Source organism: Terrisporobacter muris, assembly GCF_024621905.1.
GTDB classification, from domain to species: domain Bacteria; phylum Bacillota; class Clostridia; order Peptostreptococcales; family Peptostreptococcaceae; genus Terrisporobacter; species Terrisporobacter muris.
Map to the genome: position 1 here is coordinate 1 of NZ_JANKBY010000288.1, position 4,868 is coordinate 4,868.

At 25.2% G+C, this 4,868-nt stretch carries 9 protein-coding genes; 7 read left to right on the plus strand and 2 right to left on the minus strand.

The window, feature by feature from the left end:
* Positions 1 to 178 precede the first annotated feature (178 nt).
* A complete protein-coding gene (locus NSA58_RS16215) occupies positions 179 to 838 on the plus strand; it encodes a suppressor of fused domain protein (RefSeq protein WP_257560679.1) in 660 nt (219 codons plus the stop codon).
* 45 nt (positions 839 to 883) lie between these two features.
* Positions 884 to 1,213 carry a hypothetical protein gene (locus tag NSA58_RS16220; protein WP_257560680.1) on the plus strand — a complete coding sequence of 110 codons (330 nt, stop codon included), beginning with the start codon at positions 884 to 886 and terminating at the stop codon, positions 1,211 to 1,213.
* A 116-nt stretch (positions 1,214 to 1,329) separates the two neighbouring features.
* Here the strand turns inward: NSA58_RS16220 and NSA58_RS16225 are convergent, their stop codons facing one another.
* Together NSA58_RS16225 and NSA58_RS16230 are read right to left on the minus strand one after the other, a co-directional pair.
* Positions 1,330 to 1,569 (minus strand): DUF2442 domain-containing protein, encoded by a 240-nt coding sequence (locus NSA58_RS16225; protein ID WP_257560681.1) that lies wholly within the window; start codon positions 1,567 to 1,569, stop codon positions 1,330 to 1,332.
* 100 nt (positions 1,570 to 1,669) lie between these two features.
* Positions 1,670 to 1,849, minus strand: coding sequence for a DUF4160 domain-containing protein (locus NSA58_RS16230; protein ID WP_330652591.1), 180 nt, complete (start codon positions 1,847 to 1,849; stop codon positions 1,670 to 1,672).
* A gap of 165 nt (positions 1,850 to 2,014) precedes the next feature.
* Between NSA58_RS16230 and NSA58_RS16235 the strand changes: the two genes are divergently transcribed.
* From NSA58_RS16235 to NSA58_RS16255, 5 genes are all read left to right on the plus strand, one after another.
* Positions 2,015 to 2,344, plus strand: coding sequence for a hypothetical protein (locus tag NSA58_RS16235; protein ID WP_257560682.1), 330 nt, complete (start codon positions 2,015 to 2,017; stop codon positions 2,342 to 2,344).
* 251 nt (positions 2,345 to 2,595) lie between these two features.
* Entirely contained in the window at positions 2,596 to 2,781 is a 186-nt protein-coding gene (locus NSA58_RS16240) for a hypothetical protein (protein WP_257560683.1), read from the plus strand.
* 775 nt (positions 2,782 to 3,556) lie between these two features.
* Entirely contained in the window at positions 3,557 to 3,865 is a 309-nt protein-coding gene (locus NSA58_RS16245) for a hypothetical protein (RefSeq protein ID WP_257560684.1), read from the plus strand.
* Between the two features lie 16 nt (positions 3,866 to 3,881).
* Positions 3,882 to 4,049: a hypothetical protein gene (locus NSA58_RS16250; protein ID WP_257560685.1), complete on the plus strand. Its 168-nt coding sequence runs from the start codon at positions 3,882 to 3,884 to the stop codon at positions 4,047 to 4,049.
* Positions 4,050 to 4,153: 104 nt separating this feature from the next.
* A complete protein-coding gene (locus NSA58_RS16255) occupies positions 4,154 to 4,783 on the plus strand; it encodes a nucleotidyltransferase domain-containing protein (RefSeq protein WP_257560686.1) in 630 nt (209 codons plus the stop codon).
* Positions 4,784 to 4,868 lie beyond the last annotated feature (85 nt).

A 4,868-nucleotide genomic window follows, 5' to 3' on the forward strand; every position in this document is an offset into this window, starting at 1 on the left:
AGCCCTTAAAATCCATTTATTTGGATTCTAAGGGCTTTAACTTTATGTAAAGTACATAACAACAAGTCTTTAAACTAAAATTTAAGTAATATTTATATTTTATTGAGTTTTAAAGTTAACTTTTGATATTATTTTTAATAAGAATTTAACTTATATAAAATGTGAAAGAAGGTGTACTATGAATATAGAAGAATTTCAATCAAAGCTTAATAAAAATGAGGATTGGGCTCCTGGATGGGAAGCTATTGAAGGTGTATTTAATAAACTATATCCAAATCAAGAAGCAGCTCATTTTGGAACCAATATGTTGACTCGTGCTATATTTGGTGGAGATCAATATCTTGATGGATATTCTATTTATGATTCAAAAAATGGATATAAGCATATTGTTACTTTTGGTATGACAGAATTATATGCAGAAGAAGATGCTCTTGGAGGGGAATGGAATAAATGGGGATATGAAATGACCATTAAGTTAGCTGAGTTAGATAATGAACAATGTATGTGGGCTATTGATATGCTTTCTAATCTTGCAAGATATACATATACTCAGAAATGTTTCTTTGAACCATTTCAATTTATTGCAGGGAATGGAACATCTATATGTCGTGATCGAGATTCAAAAATTACGGCTCTTATGGCAGTACATGATACAGAAGCAGAAACGATTAATACTATTTATGGAAAAACAGAATTTATTCAATTAGTAGGAATAACAGAAAAGGAATTAAATAAATTAAAAGAAGATAGAAGGAATGCTAAAATATTGTATGAATTAATGAAAAAAGATAATCTATTTTTAGTGACAGACTTAAATCGTACAAAGTCGTATTTATAGTTTTTATTGTAAAGAACATATATGTTAGATAAGAAAGGGATAAGTATGAATTCTAAAGAATTTGTTGAATTATTTTATAAAGAAAAAAATAATTTATTAAAAATATATTTTGATAGTCTTGAAGATACAGAAGTTGGATTAAATATAAAAAGATTAAAATTAGAAGAAGATGAAATAGAAACAATGAAAAATATTATAGATAATGTAATTACAGATACTATGTACACAATTTTATTGGGGTTAGATGGAAGTGCTTCTATAGGGGATTTGCAACAAATGTATGAATTATATGATGAGAATGGAAGTAACTTGACTATTAGTGGAGAAATAGAAGAATATGCATATGAATATTTTCAAGAAAAAGAAAAAGAATAAGATTATTGATTACTAAATTAAAAACATAAATAAGAATGACCACTCTTTAAAAACACATTTAAAGAATATAAGTAACAATGCTTAGAACTCGTAAATTCGATTCTAAGCATTGTTATTTATGAAAGTGAATGACTATCTTCATATAAAGTTTCTGGGTCAATATCTGCTCCATTTGCCCACTCAATAGTATCAAAAGATACTTTAACAGTTTTAAATAAATTTTCATCTTTCAATGTTTGAAATACTCCTAGCTCTAAATAAGGAGTCATATCAAACAATTTCTTTTCATTATTTTCAAAAGTTAATATTAACCTGTAATTATCCATTATTTTAACGTCTTTAACTGCTAAATACATCTATAATCACCTCTTATTTTAATGGTTCAATTTTAAACGGTAGCTCACTATTCATTGCGATATCCCAGTTAGCTATTAATTCCTCTTGATGAAGTTCTGCCTATGCAAGAACTAATCTAAGTTGCTTTTTAGGTAGGTTACCTTCCATTAATTCTAAAGTGTTTATGTTAATCAATGCTTTATAATCTTGATAATATGCATGAAAATGTGATGGAGCATGTTCTTTAGGAGCACAGTACATTCTTATTATTATTCCATAAAACATACTTATTGTTGGCATAATTTTTACCTCTCTTTGTGTTATTCTTACTTATCATTTTAAATATATATATCACTTTTTACAACTAATCTTTAAAGTAAAATTTTGAAACTAATTACTTTTTGCAGATTATCAAATTTAAATTTTGATATAATTAATTCATAAAAATACAGGAGGAACAGTGGCATGGTTGATTTTGTTTTGGGAATATTTCTTATTGTAATAGGTGCATTTTTTATTTATTCAGGATTAAAGTTACAAAGAACTCGAGATATAAGATTAATTAAAAATAATATGGTCAATACAGATAAAATTAAGGATAAAGATAGTTATATTAATTTTAATTTTAAAATAAATATAACTGCAGGATTTATAGTTATTATACAAGGATTAGTTTGTATATTATCTATGTACTTCTCAATAATAGAAAGTATATCGTGGATTATAAATATAATTGCAGTGTTAACTATATTCGTGTATGTGTATAAGCTTGTTTTCAAAGCTCCTAAATTTTAATATTATATAAATGAATTATTATATGAGAGAGTAAAGGGTGGATAACAAAGGAGTAATTACAGATGTTAAAAGTGGAGGAATTTCAATAAGTAATGGGAAGAGTTTTGAAATTGTAAATTAAAGATTAGTTACATTTTCAAAAAGTATTTTTATATTTCATTCTTAAATAATTAAAATTTAATCTAATTGTAGTATTACATGCATAACAATTATCTCCATATATGTAATTCTTAATTAAGAGGAGGAAATATATGAAATTACAAAAGTACTATAGGTTTATTCTTTATATATGTTTTCTAATTTCTATTATATCAACTATAGGAATTTATATTTTTAAAATCAAGGATTTTACATCTTGGTTATATGTAACGGTATCAATTGGAAGTTTGACTATGATAGTTCACAGTATTCAAAATAATCATAAAAAAAGTAACTAGTCCTTAAATAACTAGTGCTTGAAATAAATTTAATGATATTATAATCCAAATAAATGAATTATTTAAATTATTAATATTGTTAATAGGAGGGAGAATATGGGATTTGGCGGATGGTCATCATGGCAAGTTATAACATTAACTATTTGTATTGTTACATCTATTGGATGCAGTTTAGTAGTTAGTAAAAAATAATTAATAATATTATTACCACTTAGTATTATATATTTTTTGTTACATTTGTTAAGTATCAAGATTAAACTTTATCATGTTTTTAGAGTTTGGCTAAAGCCACCATGCTTTTCGCTTCAATAATAAGCATCTAAGCACTAATAAAATTAATTTATTTATTTGTTTTCATGCTTCAACCAACTAAATAAATATTTTATTGAACTTAGATGGTCATTATTTACTCTTCAATCATTAACTCAAGGGATAAATCCCTCACTTCGTTTCACCCATAAAAGGAATAAAATAAAAGCTATAGGTCTACTGATCCAAAACAAGTTTGGAACATTGGACCTATAGCTTTTATTTTTTTATTTAAAATCGTTTCTTGCCCCAATAGCATATCACCTATTCGCTTACTTCATCAATGCCACTCCATAAAATTTTTACTGCTGCAAAGCAAGTTTTCTGCAGTAAAAATTTTTACTCCGTTTTATTGACGAAGCACTCATAGTTGAATGCTTTATGGCAACAAGAAACATTCGACTTGGGGGGGCAATGAGTACCTTACAAGTTATTAAAAATTTAAAAGATAAAAGGAGAGTTAAAAATGAAACAAAAATTATTTGAAACAAAGAAAATATTATTTACAAACAATATAACAGTTGATGTTATCCAAGATTCTGATTTCTCAGAATTTATATTTAGCTCATTAAGTAAGCATTTTATTAATGAAGGTGAAGAGTGTAAATCAGATAATGAATACAACTTAGAAAATATATGTAATAACAAAGGAAATGTATTATCAAGTTTTAAATATAAAGATAAAAAAATATATGTAATAACAGATTGTTTAGGACTTGAATATGTAAATCAAGATTACCCATACACAACAGTGCTATATGATTATGAATATTAAGGAGGATTTAAATAAAATGAAATATGTTGTTTACACTAGAAAAGGTCAAAAATACAAGATATTAAAATTAGATAATTTAGGAGTTGCACACAAAGAGTTTAATTCGATTAAAGAATATGACTATAAAGAACTTGCAATAGATAAGTTAAATAGTTATAGATTAATAAGAAAATTATACAAATAAAAAAAGAACTATAATCAATAGTTGATATATAGCTCCCTAGCAAGAACTATTATATCAACTATTGACTTGAAATTCTATATAAAATTTAAAAAGGAGAATGAAAAATGAAAAATATAGATAAGTCAATAGAACTATTTTATGAGGTTAAGGAGTTAGAAAATTTCAAGTTAAAAGAAGAAGAAGCAAAGCTAATAATAGATTATATGGAAGGGCATGACTACATTATAAAAAGTGATGGTAAAAACTTATATATAGCTGATGTTCAAGATGAAGAAGATATTGAAAAAGAAAATATAAAAGATATAGTTATGAGAGTTATAGAATGGAATCAAAGTCTAATAGATGATATACAAATAGATATGAATAATATTAGACCTGATAAACTTGGAAGAAAGTTATCAAAATTACAGGAAGATGAAAAAGTACTTTCTAACTTATTTGAAATATTAAGTAGAGAGCCAATGACACAATTAGAAAATGATGATATATGTGAAACTATAAGAAAAATCTTAAAAAATGAAATAGATATGGAGCAAATAGAAGATATTATAATTAATAAAATAGAAGTAATGGGGAGTAGACGAAGTGGACGATATAGAGAAAATAGTGATTTAGATATATTAGTAGAATATAAAGCAGATATGAAGGAATGTAATGTTTTTAATATGTTATATGAGTTAGGTCTTACATATGATAATTTGAAAGTAGATTTTTTCCCTAATTTAGTAAAATAAAAAAAGTCTAGTTTAACTAGACTTTTTTGTAAAAGATAAAAGTTTGAGGAAAATCCCCAAGCTATAAAAATGAATTATAATTAAA